The 19,547-nt window shown below is 58.6% G+C and carries 13 protein-coding genes; 4 read left to right on the top strand and 9 right to left on the bottom strand.

What is annotated here, in order from left to right:
- Positions 1-2: 2 nt before the first annotated feature.
- On the bottom strand, positions 3-2,207 hold the full coding sequence (locus ROI90_RS02215) for a right-handed parallel beta-helix repeat-containing protein (protein WP_315996709.1): 2,205 nt from the start codon (positions 2,205-2,207) through the stop codon (positions 3-5).
- Between the two features lie 263 nt (positions 2,208-2,470).
- Complete coding sequence (locus ROI90_RS02220) at positions 2,471-3,697, bottom strand: glycoside hydrolase family 2 TIM barrel-domain containing protein (protein ID WP_315996710.1); 1,227 nt, start codon at positions 3,695-3,697, stop codon at positions 2,471-2,473.
- Positions 3,698-4,068: 371 nt separating this feature from the next.
- On the opposite strand from ROI90_RS02220, the gene ROI90_RS02225 reads away from it, so the two are divergent.
- Positions 4,069-6,459, top strand: a complete 2,391-nt coding sequence (locus tag ROI90_RS02225) for a glycosyltransferase (protein WP_315996711.1) — start codon at positions 4,069-4,071, stop codon at positions 6,457-6,459.
- Between the two features lie 113 nt (positions 6,460-6,572).
- On the opposite strand, the gene ROI90_RS02230 is transcribed toward ROI90_RS02225, so the two are convergent.
- Positions 6,573-7,664, bottom strand: coding sequence for an SMP-30/gluconolactonase/LRE family protein (locus ROI90_RS02230; protein ID WP_315996712.1), 1,092 nt, complete (start codon positions 7,662-7,664; stop codon positions 6,573-6,575).
- A 140-nt stretch (positions 7,665-7,804) separates the two neighbouring features.
- On the opposite strand from ROI90_RS02230, the gene ROI90_RS02235 reads away from it, so the two are divergent.
- The 3 genes from ROI90_RS02235 to ROI90_RS02245 all read left to right on the top strand — a co-directional run bounded on the left by ROI90_RS02235 (position 7,805) and on the right by ROI90_RS02245 (position 11,688).
- Positions 7,805-8,818, top strand: a complete 1,014-nt coding sequence (locus tag ROI90_RS02235; protein ID WP_315996713.1) for an SMP-30/gluconolactonase/LRE family protein — start codon at positions 7,805-7,807, stop codon at positions 8,816-8,818.
- Positions 8,819-9,040: 222 nt separating this feature from the next.
- Positions 9,041-10,123, top strand: coding sequence for a fatty acid desaturase family protein (locus ROI90_RS02240; RefSeq protein ID WP_315996714.1), 1,083 nt, complete (start codon positions 9,041-9,043; stop codon positions 10,121-10,123).
- Between the two features lie 269 nt (positions 10,124-10,392).
- Entirely contained in the window at positions 10,393-11,688 is a 1,296-nt protein-coding gene (locus ROI90_RS02245) for a flavin monoamine oxidase family protein (protein WP_315996715.1), read from the top strand.
- Between the two features lie 82 nt (positions 11,689-11,770).
- Here the strand turns inward: ROI90_RS02245 and ROI90_RS02250 are convergent, their stop codons facing one another.
- The 6 genes from ROI90_RS02250 to ROI90_RS02275 all read right to left on the bottom strand — a co-directional run bounded on the left by ROI90_RS02250 (position 11,771) and on the right by ROI90_RS02275 (position 19,332).
- Complete coding sequence (locus tag ROI90_RS02250) at positions 11,771-12,160, bottom strand: hypothetical protein (RefSeq protein ID WP_315996716.1); 390 nt, start codon at positions 12,158-12,160, stop codon at positions 11,771-11,773.
- A 278-nt stretch (positions 12,161-12,438) separates the two neighbouring features.
- A complete protein-coding gene (asnA, locus tag ROI90_RS02255) occupies positions 12,439-13,446 on the bottom strand; it encodes an aspartate--ammonia ligase (protein ID WP_315996717.1) in 1,008 nt (335 codons plus the stop codon).
- A gap of 459 nt (positions 13,447-13,905) precedes the next feature.
- Positions 13,906-14,622 (bottom strand): PD-(D/E)XK nuclease-like domain-containing protein, encoded by a 717-nt coding sequence (locus ROI90_RS02260; RefSeq protein ID WP_315996718.1) that lies wholly within the window; start codon positions 14,620-14,622, stop codon positions 13,906-13,908.
- Between the two features lie 221 nt (positions 14,623-14,843).
- On the bottom strand, positions 14,844-15,839 hold the full coding sequence (locus tag ROI90_RS02265; protein WP_315996719.1) for an NADP(+)-dependent, decarboxylating phosphogluconate dehydrogenase: 996 nt from the start codon (positions 15,837-15,839) through the stop codon (positions 14,844-14,846).
- A 119-nt stretch (positions 15,840-15,958) separates the two neighbouring features.
- A complete protein-coding gene (locus tag ROI90_RS02270) occupies positions 15,959-16,576 on the bottom strand; it encodes a cyclase family protein (protein WP_315996720.1) in 618 nt (205 codons plus the stop codon).
- A gap of 110 nt (positions 16,577-16,686) precedes the next feature.
- Positions 16,687-19,332 (bottom strand): MGH1-like glycoside hydrolase domain-containing protein, encoded by a 2,646-nt coding sequence (locus tag ROI90_RS02275; RefSeq protein WP_315996721.1) that lies wholly within the window; start codon positions 19,330-19,332, stop codon positions 16,687-16,689.
- Positions 19,333-19,547 lie beyond the last annotated feature (215 nt).

Raw genomic sequence — 19,547 nt, forward strand, 5'->3', positions numbered from 1 at the left:
CGTTAGTGCCTGAGCAGCTTGGTAACGATGCGCTGACTGCCCTGCTGCATTGAAAGCACGTATAACCCCTGGGGCAATTGGCTTACTTCAGGCAGCACCACCGAACTAGCTCCTTTTGCCAGCTGCAGCCTTCGCACCAGGTGCGTATGGCCCAGGGCATCTGTGCACAGTAGCGTTACCGCGCCGGCCTCGGGGCAGTACAGCTGCAGGCTTACTTCTCCCTGCGTAGGATTGGGCCAGGCCTGCATTGCCAAGCCAGAAGCCGGTGTACTGAGGACCGCCAGCGTCAGGACAGACGAGTACGTGGTTTCGCCGTTTGCGTCCACCTGCTTCAGCCGGTAATACACTACTGGTACTTGGTAACGACCCAAACTCTCCGACCAGGAATACGCCGTTTGCTGGGTGGTAGTGCCGCGGCCCTGCACCCGTCCTACCGTCTGGAAAGCGTGGCCATCGGAGCTGGACTGAATTTCAAAGTACGCGTTCTGAGTTTCAGTGGCCGTTGCCCAACGCAGCACAGCGCTACCAGCCCGTCGCTCAGCCGTGAAACTAACCAGCACTACCGGCAAGGGAGTGGCTTCTTTTTCAGCAGCGCCCGGGTTGCCGGCGGCTCCCGCCGCAGCCGGGGTTCTGACGCCAAAGAAGTCCCGGTCGCCGGGCTGCAGCCCAAACTCAGTGGCCAGGTTTAGCCCCTGCCCAATCAGCGCCGATGTGGTTTGCAGCTTATAGGCATTCCAGGAAGGCTGCAGGCGGCTACTCACTTTGCTATCCATGGTGCCGCCGCCGCCGGGACTCACAAAAGCCGGATTCTGGGCAAGGCCTGCCACCCGGCTGCCTAGCATTTCCTGCTGGGTGGCCGTGCGCCAAGCCGCCAGCTCAGTGTACGTAGCTCCTCCCCACCTGATTTGCAATGGTACCCCGGAGCCCCAGTAGCAGTTGCCCTGCAGCCGCACGTCTCCAGTAGGGACTACGCTAACCTGCGGCAGCTCGCTCGTAGTCTGAAAAATGTTGTTGCGAACCTCAATCTGGCTGACTCCGTGGCTGGATACATAGAAAGCCTTGGCCTCCGTACCATCGGTAGCGGGGGTCAGGTACACGGTATTGTTGTGAATGGAAGCCCGCTGGATTCCGCCATTGGCCCCCGACGACCAGAGCATAATGGCTCCCTGCCCGTAGCGGCGGGCGTCGTTTTCGCTGATGTTGTAGCGAATCGTCAGGTCGTGCATGGGTGGGGCCCCATCAAACTGGGCCAGCAGATAGCCAGCTCCGTCGTTGTCGTGGGAGTAGTTGTACTGCAGCACGGAATTGGTGCAGCCTCCATCCAAGTCGAAGCCGCCCCCATCGTGGGCCAGCCCCGAGCGGTTGTGGTGCGATTCGCAATCCTGAATAACCAAGTTGTTGCACAGCCAGCCCCAGATACCCACCGGCCCGCCGCCCGGGTTGCTGTTCAGCCAGCCATTGTTGTACGCCTCGCAATGCTCAACCAACGCCCCATCAATACCTGCCAGCACAATGCCGTTACCGGTATGAGTGGTGGTAACGTCTTGGCGGCCTGCGTTGTTATACGCTTCGCAGTTTGTCACCACCCAGTTCCGATGGCTTAGCTGCGGGTAGAACGAGTAAGAGGACAGTCCCGCCTCTCCGTTGTCGTGCACCTGGCAGCTATTGATGCGCACACCATCGTAACCACTGCCGGCGCTGGCGCTACCCAACACGATACCCGATTTCAGGTAGCCGCTCACCTCCAGGCTATCCAACACTAGGTGCTCCAGCCGCTCATTTGCCAGATCAGTGGTGAAGATGACGCCGGAGTTATTGGTGGTTAGCCGCCCGGAGCCCACAAAACGCAGCCGCCGTAGCTCCACACCGCCAGTATTCGGCGCCCAAAATCCGTAGTTGTTGCCGCTGCTGATGGTAGCGGCAGCCGGACCGTAGGAGCTGAACACGATAGGCCGGGCAGCAGTACCACGGCTTTGCAGCCAGATGGAGCCCACAAACGTAGTTCCTCCCTCAAACATAATTTTGTCGCCAGGCTGAAACTGCGCCGCGTTTACCCGCTCAATGCTGCGCCACGCCGAAGCCACCGTGGTACCCGGTGCCGAGTCGTGGCCAGCCGCGCTGATATAGTACGTTGTGGCAGAAGCCACCGGAGCCAGCAACAACGACCCTACAAATACAACCAAAAATAGTACAAGTTTCAATTTCATGCAGCACGTTTCTTTTTCGCACTGCAATACTACTGACAGTTAATAAATATAAAAATATAAATGTTTTATAAAGAAATATAATCCCATATAGGCCTTATTTACCAGGAACGGTGCTAATTGACAAAACAATGACCTCTAGGCCACTTCAATTCATTACCTTATCAAGGTCATCAGAAAAATCATAAAACAGTCACTCATATTCATAACCCTTCAAGTAGTCTTTTAACAAGATACGACTTTACTTGACTTGCTATAACGTAGCCTTATTCGGTCTTTTGCACGAAGAACGGCACATTGGCCGTGGCTACGCTACCTTTTCCATCAAACACACTCACGGTCAATCGGTAAGCTCCTGGCTTTGCTGGCGTGCGCACCACGGCCCTGCCCCCACCAGTGTTGTGCATTCCGGTTTTGATAGGCTCGGGTAATTCTTTGGCAAATTCAGCAAGGGTGCGGTCTGGGGTAAGCGTCCATACAAAGCGCAACGAGTCATTTTCGGGGTCATCGGCCGTTACCTCAGCCAGATACTCGGTTTCCGGCAGCAGATTATGCCCTTTATTGAGCAAGTAGTAGGCAAAGGATAGGTCCGTTATCTGCGGAGCCAGATTGGCCGGTTTTCGGTTTGACCATAGTTCCTGCATTACGTCTACGGTAGCCGTTTTCTCGCCAGTGGGCGCAAATAGGCTGTACCAGGTATTGGTGTATTCAAACTTGTTTCCCCAATAGAAAACGTAGGAGCCAATGCAGACGCCGGGATTTCCCAACACTGCCTGTTGGTAACGCTCCTTGGTAAAAGCCGCCTTCTCGGTGCTGCTCTGCTCGGCTGCCGCGCCCCATCTTCTCTTCGGCGACTCCCAATAGCCCCGGGCTCCAAACTCCGTTACCATGTAGGGCCCCGGCCAGTTGCTGTCTTTTAGGCGGCCAGCCAATGCGGGCAACTCCCCGAAGGAATTGATGCTAATAAAATCCAGGTCAGGACACTGCTGCCGAAAGCGAGTAAACGTATTGATATTACTCGTGAGCGTAGTGGTGACCGGATGGTAAGGGTCCAGTGTATGAATCATCTGGGCCAGATCATTCATACTGCGGAAGATTTGCGGGCTGGCAACCGGTAGATCCACTTCATTACCTATATCCCAGGCCAGCAGCGCGGGGTGGTGGCGGTAACGCAGCACCTGTTGGCGAATTCGCTCCTTTTGCTGCGCCACCTGCTTTTTGTCGTAGTAGTCGAATTGCTTTGACTCGTGTTCCATCCACAGGCCCAGCAGCACGGTAAGGCCCTGCCGCTGGGCTTCGTTCAGGCGGTCATCGGCATAGTCTGCCGACCAGAGCCGCACAGAGTTGGCCCCGGCGGCCCGGAGCTGATCGTAGTGCTGAAGCCCGGCTGCTCCTTTAACAAAGTACGGCCGGCCATTGCGCTGCAACTCAAACCCTTTGGCAGTACGCACTACCCGCACTGGTATTACCCCAGCGGGTACAACTCCAGACATATCCTGCTGCACATGAGCCGCTTGTCTCCATCTATGAGCAGCCAGGGCGCCCACTAGTACAATTAGGCAAGCGAAAAAGTAGGGTGTGGCAGAAGCAACAATCGAATGTTTGAACATTATCCAGAAATAATAAAATACAATCAATACCGGATTGAAAAATAGATTATATTTACCAAAAAAGTTTAATTTAAAATTAAAATGTGCCTATAAAATGAACTTTGCATATCTCGGCCTCCTTGTTGTGGTCGTTGTGCGCCTGATTTATCCTGACTGGTATGAAGAGAAGAGTTGTAGCAGAAGCACTACCCCTACCACCCGGGGCAGACAGAGTACATTCTGGCAAGGCAGCTCCTGCTTCTTCTACCCCTGGTTTGGTTGTAGAGCAGGTCGCTGGAGTAGCGCAAATGCGGCTGCTGGTGGTTTTGGGGCTTATCAGTCTTGCGTACTTCGTCGTCTGGTTTTCTGCCTCCGATCCTGTTGGATACGCCCCCCTGTTCTGGCTACTGACCATCTCACTGGGCTTTAAGCTGTTGCGCACCTTGCACGAGTGGTACCACTACGTGAGTGTGTCGGAGCCAGTACCACCGGCGGGGCAGGTGCCCTTGTTCAGCGTAGATATATTGACTACTGCCTGTCCCGGTGAGCCGCACGCCATGATTGTGCAAACGCTGGAAGCCATGCAGGTAATTACGTACCCGCACACCAGCTACCTCTGCGACGAAGGCGACGACCCGTACCTGCGGGCCGCATGTGAGCGGCTGGGCGTGGTGCACGTTACGCGCAAGCTAAAAGTTGACGCCAAAGCCGGCAACATCAACAACGCCCTCCGCCAAGCCACCGGGGAGCTGTGCGTAGTGCTGGACCCCGACCATGTGCCTGCGCCTGATTTTCTGGACCACGTAGTGCCGTATTTCACCAACTCCCAGGTGGGCTACGTGCAGGTAGTGCAGGCCTACGGCAACCAAGATGACAGCCTGGTGGCCCTGGGCGCAGCCGAGCAGACGTACCATTTCTACGGCCCCCTGATGATGGGCATGAATACGTACAACACCACCCAAGCTATAGGAGCCAACTGCACTTTCCGCCGGGCGGCCCTCAACTCCATTGGGGGCCACGCGGCGGGCCTCACCGAGGATATGCACACGGCCATGCGCCTGCACGCCGCCGGCTGGCAGTCGGTGTATGTGCCGCGGGTACTGAGCCGGGGGTTGGTGCCATCCACTTTAGGCGCCTTTTACGCCCAGCAGCTTAAGTGGGCCCGGGGGGCGTTTGAGTTATTATTTACCGTGTTTCCGCGCCTGCTAAGCCGGTTTAGCTGGCGCCAGCGGCTGCACTACCTCACGCTGCCGCTGTACTTTCTCTCGGGTCTGGTTACCCTCATCGACCTGGCAGTTCCTATAGCCTCCCTGGTGCTATCAGTATATCCCTGGCATATTTCCCTGCCCGATTTTGCCCTGCATCTTGCCCCCCTGCTGGGAATTGGTTTGCTGATCCGGCTTAAAGCCCAACAGTGGCTGCGTGAGCCGCATGAAGCGGGCCTGCACCTGGCCGGGGGCATTTTGCGGGTGGGCTCCTGGTGGATTTACCTGCTGGGCTTGGTGTACACTGTATTGCGGGTGCGGGTGCCGTACATTCCAACGCCCAAGGAAGGCAATACCCGTAACGAGTGGCGCATCTCGGTGCCCAACATCCTGGCCGTTGTTTTGTGTGCCGCTGCTGTCAAGTATGCCGGGTACGTCGACTGGAGTCCTTATTCGCGGCTGATGGCTTTTCTGGCAACCTGCAATGCGGCCATCCTAACGCTGGCCGTAGGCATGGGCCAGCATAGCTGGGTGCGTACTCTGGTAGCCGATTTTCAGGAGCGCCCCCTTGCCGGTTTGATGCAGGCTGGCCGCCGCGCAGTAGCTGGTGCTAGCACCCAAGCCCACACCCTTGGGGCTGCCTTGGCCATGAGCAGCCTGCTTATGGTAGGCGGCATAGATGTAACTACCTACGCAGTCAGGGAGTCGGGCAAATTTGCCTCGGCGGCTTGGTTGCTGGACGGGGGCACCAGGCTGCGGCTGGGTATTCAACAAAGCTATCCTTCGTTGGTGCTGCCGGTGAAATTATCTCCGTTTTCTACTTATCCCGTTCTGCCCAGCCAAGCCCCCGATGTGGTGGGGTTGCCCCTGCTGGGTAAAATACCGCTGGAAACTATAACGGCCCTGCAACGCCAGGGGGTTACTCCTTTGCTCACCTGGACGGTGCCTTCTTCCACCGTTGATTGGCAGCCGATGATATCTGCCTTGGGCGAGTTGAAAAAGCCCGTTTTGCTTCGTCCTGTTCTTGCCAGCAGTTCTCCGGCTACCTTCCGGCAGGACTGGCAAGCACTGGTACAGAAGTTTCGGGCGGCCGGGCTTAGCCATGTGGTATGGGTCTGGACTCCTCCCCGCGCTGCTGCCCTACCCGCCTATTTTCCCGGGGAAGAGTACGTTGATTGGGTAGCAGCTCCCTATGCCGGGGGCACCGACGAAGAAGGAGCCCATGCTGCCTCTTACGCTGCGTATCGCCACCAATTGGCCACCTGCATTGCGCTGCATCAAAAACCCGTTATGCTGTTGTCGTCGGCGGCTTCTCCCGGCAATAACCAGTTAGCGCGCCAGATCCGGCGGCGGTATCCTGAGGTGAAAGCCATTATTTTTCAACCACGGAGCCGCACCAGAAGCGTCCCTCTTCTCACTAGCCGAAAGCAATACACGCAGGTAGCCCTCAACAGCAATTAAACTGAGCAAGTAGTAAAATCCGGGGCCCTCACGCAAAATCTAGCGTGAGGGCCCCGGATTTTTTCCATGAACTGCCGCTGACAGCAGCTCCTCGCCAGCTTGGTGGCTGCTACCTACAATTTCATCCGATACAGCCGAAAGGGATATTCCACGCGGTCCTGTCCGTTATTCCACTTGGGGATGCGCTCAATCTGGGCAGCGGTGAGGTAGAGGTAGCCGTCGGCTCCTAACCCGAAGGAATCGGGCCAGAGCAGGCGCGCATCCTGCACTACGGTTTCCAGGCGGCCGGCGGGCGTTAGGCGGCGCACGGCGTGGCCCGGCGAGTCGGTGAGGTAGACGTTGCCGGCCGCGTCAGCCAGCATACCGTGCGAAATGCCTACTTCTCCCAAGTCCTCGACCTGCGCGGCCAGTTGTGGCGGGCTACTGGCCGGGTTGCGCAGCGCTTCAGTGGCAATGCGGTAGAGCCGGGTCTGGTTGATGGCGCGGTAGTAGAGGTAGCGGAAGTCGTGGGTGAGGGCAATGCCGTTTACGTTGCTACTGAAGGCCTTACCGTTCTTATCCTTTACTTCCTTGCCATCAATGCGCAGCACGAAGCCCGGCGCGGCCATTACCGATTTGTGGCCCTGCAACACCACCCGGCTACGGCCGCTGCGCAAATCCAGCACAACCAGAGCGGCTAGTTTAGGATCGGAGAGGTAGGCTACCTGGTGCTCGGTATCCACGCGCACATCGTTCAGGCCCGATCGTTCCCGGGGCAAATCCTCGAACCGGTAGATGCGCTCTACTTTATTGGTAGCCAGATTAATGTGCACCAGCTTCACCCCAGCTACCACGGGAGCCTCATCATCGGGGTTGGCGGGGTCCAGCACCCAAAGATGGTCGTTACGGTCCACAAACAGGGCTTGCACATTTACCCAGCGGCTGGCCGCCTGCGTGGAGTCCCACTGGTTCCAGGCGACATCCGGGAAGGGCCGACGCTGCCCGTTCACTACTTCTGCCAGGGCCATATCGTAGTCATTCTTCTTTTTAGGGAAGGTGACGAAGATGCGGTTCTGACGGGATACGGCCACGCCAATGGGTTGATGGCGCCCAAACTCAGCTACCGGCTCCAGAGTTGTCAGGGGCTGGCTGGGTTGGGCTGAAACGGTTAGGGCGCTACTACATGCTATTGCTGCCACTAGCAGCACCAAGCGGGATACAGGCATAATAAAACGCGGGGGTCAGGCTTCCGGTTGAGGTTGCCTACGCGGGCACTCGGCGCGGGGTTGACTGGCAGCGCCACAACCCTGCACCCAGTTGGCCGGTACATGAGCTACCGTCGTGTTGTATCACGCTGGCTCCGTATATGCGCTTTTTCTGCTTTCCCCTGGGCTTGCTGCTGCCCCTGCTGGCCCCGGCCCAAACGCCCCGGTTTACCACCACCGGGCAGTTGCGGCCTGTAACTCCGGCTTTTCATCAGCTTATTGCCCCAGGCACACCCATTGAAATTGTGGCTTCCGGCCTGGCCCACTCCGAGGGGCCGCTCTGGGTGCCAGACAGTACTATGCTGCTGTTTTCCGACTCGCCCACCCGCACTGTTTACCGCTGGTCGGAGAAAGCCGGGCTCAGCAAGTTTCTGGAGGGAAGCGGCTTTAGCGGGCGCATGCCCTACGGAAAGGAGCCGGGCACCAACGGCCTGGCCTTGGATCTGCAGGGGAATCTGCTGCTGGCTGAGCACGGCGACCGGCGCGTGGCGTTGCTGCCTTTTACCCAGCCTGGCGGCAAGCGCACCCTCACCGATGCCTTTGAGGGCCGGCGCTACAACAGCCCCAACGATGTAGTAGCGCACCCCAACGGCTCCCTGTACTTCACCGACCCTCCCTACGGCCTGCCCCAGCAAGGCCAAAGCCCATTGCGTGAGCAGCCCGGCAGCTACGTATACCGGCGCGGCGCCAGTGGCGCCGTTAGTCGGGAAGTAACCGACCTGACGCTACCCAACGGCTTGGCGCTGTCGGCAGATGGCAGTCAGCTGTTTGTAGCGCAATCCGACTCCATGCGGCCCGTTATTATGGTGTATCCGGTGCGCAGCAGTGGCAAACTAGGGCCGGGCAAGCTGTTTTTCGACATGCAGCCCCTGGCCCGCCGCCCCAAAGAAGTGCCCGATGGGCTGAAGCTAGACCGCGCCGGCAACGTGTGGGCCTCCGGGCACGGAGGGTTAGTAGTCATTTCGCCCCAGGGCCAGCACCTGGGTACTGTTGATGTGGGCCAAGTAATATCCAACTGCGCCTGGGGCGACGATGGCCGCACTCTGTATTTCACGGCGGGCTCCTTGGTGTGCCGCGTCAAAACGCTGGTACAGGGCACCACTGGCGGGCGGTAGGGCCCAGGAGTTGGTTGGTACAATGTTCCGGCATTTACTGAGCGCACGGAACGTGTACTACCCAAATGAAGTTGGCAGAGGAAGCGTAGGCTATCGGCTAGGTTTCTGGTATGCCAAGCGGCGGCCAGATGCACTCGTTAGTAGCCAAAGCCGTAGGTTTACGTTTTCTCTTTTTTCATAGCCGAAGCGGTCCGGACTGCTCTAGCGCAGCCCCCCTTCCTCATGCGTGCCACGCTCAAATTCACCAACGTAGCTCGTTCTACGTTCTTCTCCACCGTGCGTCAGCGGGCAGATGCTTACTTCACCAGCCAGCAACTCTCGCGCCATGCCAACGGGGCTATGTGGGCAAAGGCAGTGTTCTTTCTAAGCAGCTTTGTGGTCCTGTACTGCCTGATTCTGTTTGGCTCTTTCAGCCCCCTGACGATGCTGTGGCTGGCGGGCCTATTGGGGGCCTGTAGTGCGTTTATCGGCTTCAATATCTGTCATGATGCCCTACATAACGCCTTCTCAGCCAACAAGCGGGTAAATAAGGTATTCAGCTTACTTTTTAATCTGATTGGAGCCAATCCCTACGTCTGGACCATCACCCATAACGTGGTGCATCACACGTATACCAACATTCCCGGGCACGATGAAGACATTGAGGTAGCGCCCGGCCTGGTTCGCTTATCTTCCGAGGATCCGCTTCGGCCGTGGCAGCGCTTCCAGCAGGTGTACGCCTTTCCGCTGTACGGCCTAGCTTCCCTGTCGTGGGTGTTGCGCAAAGACTACGTGAAGTTTTTCCAGAATAAAATTGGGGAACACCCTACCCCTTCCCACCCACGCCGCGAGTACATCAACCTGTTTGCGTACAAGGCCCTGTACTACGCACTCTTCATTGTGGTGCCGCTGCTCGTGCTGGAGGTAAGCTGGTGGCAGTTTTTGCTTGGCTTTCTGTTTTTGCACTTTGTTGAAGGCTTGGTGCTGGGCCTGGTATTTCAATTGGCGCATGTGGTAGAGGGCACCGCGTTTCCCCAGCCCACTGCGGAGGGAGATATGCAGGAAGCCTGGGCCGTACACCAGCTGCGGACCACGGCCAACTTTGCGCCCCGTAGTGTGCTGGCTAGCTTTCTGTGCGGGGGGCTCAACCGGCAGATCGAGCATCATTTGTTTCCCAACGTTTGCCACATCCATTACCCGGCACTTTCCCGCATCGTTCGGCAAACTGCGCAGGAGTTTGGCTTGCCCTACCTGGAAAACCCTTCCTTCGCGGCTGCCCTACGCTCCCATTACCGGATTCTGCACAAAATGGGCCGCGCTGCCTAGCAACCGTAGCGTTCAGGCCCTGCAGAGCGCATACCAGCAAGCCCCCGCTTTTCTTCTCATTTAAGAGGAAGGGCGGGGGCTTGTCGGCAGAAAGCAATACAGGCTATGCAGGGCGCTTCCTTTATTTACCAGGCTGCTTTACTGAAGAAGTGCCAAGCCGCCGGTCGGTTTCTCCCAACGATATGCACTAGTAACTGTTATTAGCGGGCAGGGGAATTTGCCCTGGGTTTCGGGTGGGCTCTGGGGCCCAACCTCCCTGCTCTTGTCTTTTGGAAGATTACTTGATGCAACTAGATGTTTTGATATTGGGAGCCGGGGCAGCGGGCTTGCTGGCGGCCCGCGACCTGGCCCAGGCGGGCCGGCGTGTATTAGTGCTGGAGGCCCGCTCCCGGGTTGGGGGCCGTATCTACACCTTGCCCGCCGAAGCAGGTTTCAGCGCACCCACCGAGGCCGGGGCCGAGTTCCTGCACGGCGACGTGCCCCTGACGCGCCAGCTGCTTGACTCCTACGGCATTGGGTGGCAGGCCACGGCCGGCACTACCTACGCGGTAACCCAGGGCCAGGCCGAAGAAGCCGCAGCCTTTCTGGATGAGATGCCCTTGCTATTGGAACGGCTCCACCAGCTACCCCAGGATATGCCCTTGGCCGATTTCCTGACCCAGTACTTCCCAGGCTCCGAATACGCCCACCTGCGCCGCCAGGCCACCAGCTTTGCCGAGGGCTACGACGCGGCCGATGCCCGCCGGGTTAGCTCGTTTGCGTTGCGCGAAGAGTGGAGCGGCACCGGTGCCGAGGACTCGCCCCGCCCCGTGGGCGGCTACATCGGGCTGGTTGAGGGCTTGGTGCGGGAGGTGCAAGCGGCCGGTGGGCAGCTGGAGCTTACGACCCAGGCCGCCAGCATTGAGTGGCAGCCCGGCCGCGTGCAGGTCACCAGCCATGATGACCGCCTCTTTGAAGCTGCGCGCCTGCTCATTACCGTGCCCCTGGGCATATGGCAGGCCGAAGCCGCGCAGCCCGGCTACGTGGCTATCCACCCCGAGCTACCCGAGCACCGTGCTGCGGCCCGCGCCCTGGGCTACGGCCCCGTCATCAAAGTATTGCTGGAATTTCAACAGCCCATCTGGCAGCCGCTGCCGGGGGCCGGCTTCGTGTTTTCTGACGCTCCGGTGCCCACTTGGTGGAGCCAGCAGCCCGGCACGCAGCCCCTACTCACAGGGTGGCTGGCCGGCCCGGCTGCTGAGCAGCGCCGCCTTACCTCCGCAGCGGATCTGCTCACGGAAGCGGTGGAATCATTGGCTTACCTGCTAGACACTACTCCCGAATACCTACAACAACAGCTACGGGCGCACCAAGTAGTGAACTGGGCCGCCGACCCGCTGGCCCTGGGAGCCTATGCTTATCCCACGCTGGAGGCCATTGAAAACCGCGCCATCTTGGCTACTCCGGTAGCCGGTACGCTGTTTGTGGCCGGGGAGGGCGTGTACAGTGGCCCCTACACCGGCACCGTTGAGGCCGCCCTGGCTACCGGCAAGGCCGCTGCCCAGCAAATACTGCAGATTGAGTAGCAACCTGATTCGGCATGCAACAGCAGGCCCCCGTTCCCTTGGAGTGGAACGGGGGCCTGCTGTTGCCTAAGGAGACTGCCAACTAGCGCCGGCCATTGCGGTGCTGGGCTTCCCAGCGGGCTTTTTCACTGGGCGTTACGCGGTGGTTGTTGGAGTAGCCGTAGTTGAAATCTTTGCCCTGGCGGTAGTCCTGGTCGTTGCGGCGGTCCTTGTTGCGCTGTTCATCCCGACGGTCGTTGTCATGTCGGTCGTCGCGGCGGTCATTTTTACGGCGCAAGGCTTCCAGGCGGGCTTTTTCGGCAGAGCTCAGGCGCCGGTCGTTGTCGTTGCGCTTGTCGTAGTTGTTACGGCGCTTGTCGTCATCGTGGCTGGCAAGGCTGGTTTTGGCTGCTAGTGGGGCGGCTACCGTCAGGTTGCTGGCACTGCACAGAAGAACAAGGGCACTGGCAAAGGAAAGCAGGGAAGTTTTCATGATAGTGAAGGGAAAGAAGTGGAAGAGAATAGCCGTTTCCAGAATAGGAGCGGCGTTTTTACTCTGGATAAGCGCTTGATACTCCACTTGCAAGCCAAGTGCCGAACCTGCGCTCCAATGGCCCTATTACCGGGTTTTCTCTTCCGGCTCCGCACTTTCATCTACCAATCTGCTGTATTTTCCCTACTACACTACCGGGCACAAAAAAGGATGGGGAAGCTACGGCCGCCAAACCTGCTTCCCCACCCGGCTGCACGTCGCAGCATTTCGGACTTGCTTTACAGCAGCCCTACCCCGGCACCAGCCAGCTCTTTCCGCACTGCCTCGGGCCAGATACTTACCTGCACCTCCCCTATGTGACCCTTGCGCAGCATAAACATGCACACCCGGCTCTGCCCAATGCCGCCGCCGATGCTCTGGGGCAGTTCATCCTTCAGCAAGCGGGAGTGGAACGACAGTTCCTGCCGGTCCTGGCAGCCACGCAGGGCCAGCTGGCGCACCAGCGCGTGCTTATCCACCCGAATCCCCATCGACGACACCTCAAAGGACGTTTGCAGCACCGGGTGCCAGAGCAGAATATCCCCGTTGAGGCCGCGGTAGCCGCTTGCCGTTTCAGTGCTCCAGTCATCATAGTCGGGGGCACGGCCATCGTGGGGCTCTCCGTGGCTTAGCTCGTGCCCGATGCCTATCAGGAATACCGCGCCGTGTTGCTGTACTGCCGCGTGCTCCCGCTCCTTGGGCGTAAGCGTGGGGTATTGCTTTAGCAGGTCCTCGGCGTGCAGGAAGGTGATGGAGGTGGGCAGCACCGGCGTAATTTCGGGGTATTCAGCAGCCACCTGGGCCTCGGTGGTTTTCAGGGCGTCATAAATGCGCTCTACGGTAGCTTTCAGGAACTCCGGGGTGCGTTGCTCGGCGCTGATGTGCTTTTCCCAATCCCACTGGTCTACGTAAATAGAATGGATGGGTGAGTAGTCTTCATCGGGGCGCAGGGCGCGCATATCCGTGAGTAGGCCCCGGCCGGCCTCAATGCCCAACTCCTGCAGGCGCACCCGCTTCCACTTAGCCAGGGAGTGCACCACCACCGCCCGGCGCTCATCCAGGGCTTTAACAGGAAAGCCCACGGGACGCTCAACGCCGTTCAGGTCGTCGTTGATGCCGGTGCCATCCAGCACGGCTATTGGCGACGACACCTTGCTTAACTGCAGTTGAGCACTTAATTCCTTGGTGAAGATTTCTTTTACAAAGCCGATGGCTTCTTCCGTTTTTAATAATTCCTGCGCGGTCATGGCGGGTATTTATTTTGGGAGTTTATGAAAGGTTTTTATTTCGAAAAAGGCACATGAATTCCCCTCTCCCGCGGCGGGAGTTTTTAGAAATTCAATAAGTGTTTGTGCGCAGTTAGCACAATTAACTTCCGGCTCCTTCACGTGCTGGGCCGGGCCTTGGGCACAAAAAAAGCCTTCCGGGCTGCGGAAGGCTTTAAAAGAAAATCAAGTAGTGATTTTTCAGTTCTCCAATGGAGCAATAGCCTTCCAGTCCCGAATAAGATTATTATTCGAGTTATTATTCTGGAGATTATTGCGGAAATGACGCATGAACTAGGTCAGTTTTTGTCTGATGTATGCAAGTATAGAAAACTCATTTTAAAATTACAAGAACTGCCGCACTATTATTTTTATCAGCATTACTCATACACCCCTAATATATTCTCTTGTTTTCGTACCGTACGCAGCTGTACGCGGGCTTTATTCCACTTCCCCGGTCAAGGCATTGCGCACGTCGCGCACGGCTTGCACCACCGACAGCGGCACCGGTGCATCGGGCTTGAGCAGGCGCAGTAGCCGCATATATTTAGCCCGGCCTTCATTGCGTAGCAGCGGCGGCACTTCGTACGTGAACACCTTGAAGGGTTCCACCTTTTGCACGCCTACCAGCAAAAACCGCTCGGCCTGCAGGGCATCGGCGTAGAAGGCTGCCTGGCGGTCATAATCGTACTGCGAACATTGCTCCACAAAGTGGTTATGGTCGCGGGCCATGGTGGTTTTAAAGTCAATAATGGTGTAGGGCTGGCCGGGCTGATCCACCACCAGGTCGGCGCGGAGCTTGCAGAGCGTATCCGTGACGGGTTCCGTGAAAATGCAGCTGGGTTCTGGAATACCAACTTCCAGCAGGGCATTCACCTCCGGGTTCAGCTTCACCCCCTCCACCATCCACCACACCAGCGTATCGTTGATGCCGGGCTCGCCGGGCTGGTACAAATCGGGCTCCAACAGGGCCGTGTGGAAGGCCGTGCCCAACCCCAGGGCGCCGCCTACGCTGTTGTGAGGACGAGGCGGACGGCCATTTAACGCGTCGCGCAGGCGAGAAAGGTCGGAATTGGCAATGGCCGGCAGGGCACGGTAATCATCGTACGGAATGCGCAGCAGATCGGGGCGGGCGGGAGTAGTGGTTGGTTCAGTCACGTAAAAAGAACAGCGGAGTCCCGGAAAAGGCTCCGAAAAAGAAAGCAAAGTCGGTTTTGGTAAGGGAGTATACGGCTTTTTCCGGGAAGTGAGGCCGGTGCCTTTGCCCGCAGCACTTGGTAGTCCTGTTTGCCCGTAAGCCAGGCATTTCGGGCAGCTGGCCTGTTGCGCCACCTACCCGGAATGCTGGTATTGCGTAAGCATCACGCTCCCAGAGGGCTCTAGTGCGAACCGCTGGGTTCCTTATCGGCCCGCTCCCCGGTTTCCTCGGGCATTTCGTACTCGCCCACGCGGCCATACTGCCGCTCCCGCTGAATGCCTTTGTCCTCGCCGTAGGGGTGGCCGCCAAAACCGTGGCGCATCATGGCAATGGATTTGGCCCAGGTGGGCTCTTTGTCGCGGGAGGTGAACAGTTGCATCACCGACTGGGTGATAACCGGAATGGGCACCTCCATGTGCAGGGCATCGGCCACCAGCCAGTTTACCTCGCCGGTGTCCTCAATGTAGCTGGGCACGTTGAAGCCGCCTTCCTCGTCGTACATCTTCTTCATAAGCTCCACCAGCCAACTGCGCACCACCGAGCCATTGTTCCAGAGGCCCAGAATGGCACTGATGTCCAGCTTTTCGCGGAAGTGGGTGAGCATGCCCATCCCTTCGCCAATGGCCTGCAGCATGCCAAACTCAATGCCGTTGTGCACCAGCTTCACGTAGTGCCCGGTGCCGGCGGGGCCGGTGTGCAGAAAGCCGTTGGGTACGGCCGTTTCCACAAAAAACTCCTTTAGCTGACTCACAGCTGCTTCCTCGCCGCCTACCATGTAGCAGGCGCCGCTGCGGGCCCCACCAGGGCCACCGCTGGTACCGCAGTCAATAAAGTACAGGCCCTGCTCCTTAAGGCGGGCTGCGCGCCGGATGGAGTCGCCCCAGTAGGAGTTACCGCCATCCACAATAATGTCGCCTTGCTCCAGATGGGGCTGCAGCTGCTCAATCAGGCCATCAACGGCTACCCCGGCCGGAATGTAGAGAAACACCTTACGTGGGCGCTGCAGCTTCTGTACCAGCTCCTCGATACTGCCCACTACGTGCAGGTTTTCCGTTTCCAGGTCGGGGCGCGGGTGCAGGTCCATGCCGATGACGGGGTAGCCTTTTTCGGCCGCCTGCCGGGCCAGGCCAGCACCCATTTTGCCCAGACCGATAACGCCAATCTGTGTCTTGCTCATGCTATTGGTAGTGTTGAGGGGAGAAAAGGATGAAGGGAAGCAGAGTGATATAGGGACGGAGAATCGGCACGTCATACTACGCTTCCGGTTCTGCATGACGTGCTGGTTTTACTTTCTCATCACCTAACTCTGCGGGCAATAACCCGGGCGGGCGCGCCATCGGCGCCGGCAATTTTGAGAGGCAGGCAAATCAACTCGTACTCGCCGGGCTCGGCGTGCTGCAGAGCCAGGCCCTCAATTACGCTGATGCCGGCTTCCAGCAGGATATGGTGGGTATCGGCAGGGCCTACGGACAGGTAATCGACGCCCACGCACACCACGCCCTGGTCGCGGAGCCACTCGGCGGCGTCGGCGCGCACCCGCACAAAATCAGGATTAAAAGGTTGGCGGGCCCAGTCCTGCCGGGAGTTTTGGGTTTTGAACAGCACCCGGCTACCGCGCGGCAACGGCAGATGCTCAATTTCAGCCTTGGTAACAAACTGCGCATCCTGGATTTCCACCAGCAGCGCCGGGCCCATCAGGGTAGACAAGTCAAGCTGCGTAACGTCTGGCCCATCTTTGAGAAAATGCAGAGGCGCGTCTACGTGGGTGGCGGTGTGCACGCTCAGGCTCATTTCTGTCACGTTGGCCGCGTCGCCGCCCGCTATGCTCAGTGTTTTCCTGATGTGTACCGGCGCATTATCGGGCCAGTAGGCCATACCGTCGGAAATGGTGGTCGTGAAATCAAGCCAGGCCATATGTTTAGTTGTTAGTTGCTGGTTATCAGTTGTCAGTTGGATATTGCCCCTTACGTGTTAGCTGAATGAATAAGCTGACAACTGACAACCAGCAACTGACAACTACTGGCTCATTCATCGGGGTGGCGGGGCTGCAGCAGCTTGGCAACCAGGCCCGTCCAGCCGGTTTGGTGGCTGGCACCCAGGCCGCTGCCCGTGTCGCCGTGGAAATACTCGTGAAACAGCAGATGGTCGCGGAAGTGGGGGTCGTTCTGCAGCTGCTTGTCCTGTCCGAAGCAGGGCCGCTGCCCCTGCGCATTGCGCAGGAACAGGGCGGTAAGGCGCTCGGTGAGGGCCTGGGAAATTTCCAGCAGCGTGCAGTAGTGCCCGGTGCCGGTGGGGTATTCTACCTTAAAGTCGGGGCCGTAGTAGTGGTGAAACCGTTGCAGGGACTCAACCAGCAGGAAATTCATGGGCATCCAGATGGGGCCGCGCCAGTTGCTGTTGCCCCCAAAAAGCGAGGTAGTGGATTCGGCGGGCTCGTAGTTTACCACAGCTTTGTCGCCTTCATCCCGCTGAAACACGAAGGGGTGCTCCAAATGGTACTTGGATAAGGCCCGCACCCCGTAGTCCGACAAAAACTCGGCCTCATCCAGCATCCGGCGTAGCAGCAGTTTCATCCGGTGGCCGCGCAACAGGCTTAGCAAGTGACTCTGCCCTTTCCCCGGCTCGTGCCAGCGGCTGACCAGGGCCGCCAGCTCGGGGCGGTTGTCCAGAAACCAATTGAGGCGGCTAATGAAGCGCGGCACGTGCTGCAAGGTATCGGTATCCAGCACTTCCACGGCAAACAGCGGAATCAAGCCTACCATGGAGCGGACCCGCAGCGGGAAACGGCCGTGGTCGGGCGTACTGAGCACATCGTAATAAAATCCGTCCTCATCATCCCACATGTCTATCTGCTGGTCGCCCATGTTGCTCATGGCCGAGGCAATGTAGAGGAAGTGCTCGAAGAACTTGCTGGCTAAATCCTGGTACACAGGGTTGGTGCGCGACAACTCCAAGGCAATGCGCATCATGTTCAGGGCAAACATGGCCATCCAGGCGGTGCCGTCGGCCTGCTCCATGTGGCCACCGGTGGGCAGCGGGGCACTTCTATCGAACACGCCAATGTTATCCAGCCCCAGAAAGCCCCCTTCGAACACGTTGCGGTTGTGCTCGTCCTTGCGGTTCACCCACCAGGTAAAGTTCAGCAGCAGCCGGTGAAACACGCTTTCCAGAAACGCGGTGTCGCCCTGGCCCCGCTGCTTGCGCTCCATCTTGTACACCCGCCAGGTGGCCCAGGCATGCACGGGCGGGTTCACATCTTCCAGCTTCCACTCGTAGGCTGGCAGTTGCCCGTTGGGGTGCATGTACCAGTCATGGCACAGCAGGCGCAGCTGGTTTTTGGCAAAATCCACATCCACCATAGCCAGCGGAATGCAGTGGAAAGCCAAGTCCCAGGCCGCGTACCAGGGGTACTCCCACTTGTCCGGCATTGATATAACGTCGGCGTTGTTCAGGTGAGGCCAGGTGTGGTTTCGCTCGTGCAGGCGGCTCGCGGGCGGGGGCGGCAGGGCCGGGTCGCCGCGCAGCCACTCGGCCACATCGTAGTAGTAGAACTGCTTGTTCCAGAGCATGCCGGCTAGGGCCTGGCGCTGCACGTTGCGGGCATCGGGGTTGTCGAGGCCGGTTTGCAGCTCCTGGTAAAAAGCATCGGCTTCGGCCTTGCGCTGGCTGATGATGCCGGCAAAATCGGCAAACGGCTCCGCGAGGCCGGGGGCCGCCAGCCGCACGCGCACCGTGCGGCTTTCCCCGGCCGGCACCAGCAGCTGGTAATGCGCAGCCGCTTTAGTGCCTTCCCTCGCTGGGTTTACGGCGGCGGCTTCACCGTGCAGTAGGTAATCGTTGATGCCGTCCTTGCTAAAAGCAGAAGCTCCGGGAGCCCCGTACAGCCGCCGGGCGTTGGTTTCGTTGTCGCAGAACAGCAACTCTGCCGCCTGAGCCTCAAGCTGCTCACAGTACAGGTACAAGTCGGGCAGGTTGGCGTGCGCAACCCGAATGGCGCCCTCAGTTGCCGCTGTCAGTTGAGGCTTTTCCTCAGAATAGCCCCAAGCCCAGGTGTTGCGAAACCACAGCTGGGGCAGCACGTGCAGCGGGGCTTCCTGAGCGCCCCGGTTGTGCACGGTTATCTGCAGCAGCAAGTCCTCGGGGCCGGCTTTGGCGTATTCCAGAAAGATATCGAAGTAGCGGTTTTCCCGGAAAACGCAGGTATCCAGTAATTCAAATTCCGGTTTTTGCCGGTCGCGGCGGGCGTTTTCCTGCACCAGCCAGTCGTACGGGAAAGCGTGCTGCGGATACTTGTAGAGCATCCGCATATAGCTGTGCGTGGGCGTGTTGTCGAGGTAGTAGTACAACTCCTTCACATCCTCGCCGTGGTTGCCTTCGGGGCCGCTCAGACCAAAAAACCGTTCCTTCAGAATAGCATCGTGCCCGTTCCAGAAGGCCGGCGCCAGGCACAGGAGTTGCCGCTCATCACAGACTCCACCAATGCCCTCTTCACCCCACCGGTAGGCGTAGCTGCGGGCCATGTCGTGGGTGGTGTAAGTCCAGGGTTGGGAGTTGGCGGAGTAGTCCTCGCGCACCGTGCCCCACTGCCGATCCGACACGTAGGGCCCGAAGCGGTGCCACGTGGCGTTTCCTTCCCGGGCAGCCTGCTGCCGTTGTCGTTCCTCCGTCATGCTTTATCAGTTGCCAGTTATGAGTTGTTTGGTATTCGTTGCCGGTTGTCAGTTATCAGGGCTTTCCGAACAACTGACAACCGGCAACTGACAACTAGGAAGTGTTAACAGTGGCTAGTATGTTTGGGAATGGAGTACATGTTGACCGACGCGCAGTGGGCGCGCATCGCGCCGTTACTGCCGGGCCGGGAAGGCACGAGCGGCGGGCGGGGCCA

The organism is Hymenobacter endophyticus (assembly GCF_032464715.1).
Lineage (GTDB): Bacteria > Bacteroidota > Bacteroidia > Cytophagales > Hymenobacteraceae > Hymenobacter > Hymenobacter endophyticus.

What these genes read in the sequence shown, in the direction of transcription:
- ROI90_RS02215 (WP_315996709.1), bottom strand. Translation starts at nt 2,207, where the DNA reads ATGAAATTGAAACTTGTACTATTTTTGGTTGTATTTGTAGGGTCGTTG.
- ROI90_RS02220 (WP_315996710.1), bottom strand. Translation starts at nt 3,697, where the DNA reads ATGTCTGGAGTTGTACCCGCTGGGGTAATACCAGTGCGGGTAGTGCGT.
- ROI90_RS02230 (WP_315996712.1), bottom strand. Translation starts at nt 7,664, where the DNA reads ATGCCTGTATCCCGCTTGGTGCTGCTAGTGGCAGCAATAGCATGTAGT.
- ROI90_RS02235 (WP_315996713.1), top strand. Translation starts at nt 7,805, where the DNA reads ATGCGCTTTTTCTGCTTTCCCCTGGGCTTGCTGCTGCCCCTGCTGGCC.
- ROI90_RS02240 (WP_315996714.1), top strand. Translation starts at nt 9,041, where the DNA reads ATGCGTGCCACGCTCAAATTCACCAACGTAGCTCGTTCTACGTTCTTC.
- ROI90_RS02250 (WP_315996716.1), bottom strand. Translation starts at nt 12,160, where the DNA reads ATGAAAACTTCCCTGCTTTCCTTTGCCAGTGCCCTTGTTCTTCTGTGC.
- asnA (WP_315996717.1), bottom strand. Translation starts at nt 13,446, where the DNA reads ATGACCGCGCAGGAATTATTAAAAACGGAAGAAGCCATCGGCTTTGTA.
- ROI90_RS02265 (WP_315996719.1), bottom strand. Translation starts at nt 15,839, where the DNA reads ATGAGCAAGACACAGATTGGCGTTATCGGTCTGGGCAAAATGGGTGCT.
- ROI90_RS02270 (WP_315996720.1), bottom strand. Translation starts at nt 16,576, where the DNA reads ATGGCCTGGCTTGATTTCACGACCACCATTTCCGACGGTATGGCCTAC.
- ROI90_RS02275 (WP_315996721.1), bottom strand. Translation starts at nt 19,332, where the DNA reads ATGACGGAGGAACGACAACGGCAGCAGGCTGCCCGGGAAGGAAACGCC.